This window comes from Blautia sp. AM29-29 (assembly GCF_003480555.1).
Lineage (GTDB): Bacteria > Bacillota > Clostridia > Lachnospirales > Lachnospiraceae > Fusicatenibacter > Fusicatenibacter saccharivorans.
In genome coordinates this window covers 32,198-32,545 of record NZ_QUJD01000025.1, presented here as the reverse complement: position 1 = coordinate 32,545, position 348 = coordinate 32,198, and the positions used below count along the sequence as shown (strand labels likewise).

Below are 348 nucleotides of genomic sequence, written 5' to 3'. Positions count from 1 at the left end.
TTCATGTATGGAGGATAACTGCCTATGGCAAAAAACAAAACAGAGATTCATGTGACTACGGTGTTTGACGGGGAGCTTGACGCAACCGATGTGTTCGTCAGCCTGATTTCCCAGAAATACGGTAAGACAAATACGAAAGACTATCTTGCTAAAAGGAAAGATATGAGCTATAATGAAGATGAGGTTCAAAAGAGCCAGATACCGTCTGGATTGTGTGGGTAAATGGCTATGATGAACGAAATGGAATACAGAACAATCGGTTCGGCACTTGCCGGAGGGTATCGTGCAGCGGTCTATTGCAGGCTGTCAAAGGACGATGACCTGCAAGGCGAAAGTGCCAGTATCGCA

At 45.4% G+C, this 348-nt stretch carries 1 protein-coding gene; it reads left to right on the top strand.

The features are described 5' to 3' along the window. The first annotated feature begins 24 nt into the window (after positions 1 to 24). Entirely contained in the window at positions 25 to 222 is a 198-nt protein-coding gene (locus tag DW769_RS14955; protein ID WP_117471371.1) for a hypothetical protein, read from the top strand. Positions 223 to 348 lie beyond the last annotated feature (126 nt).

What these genes read in the sequence shown, in the direction of transcription:
- DW769_RS14955 (WP_117471371.1), top strand. Translation starts at nt 25, where the DNA reads ATGGCAAAAAACAAAACAGAGATTCATGTGACTACGGTGTTTGACGGG.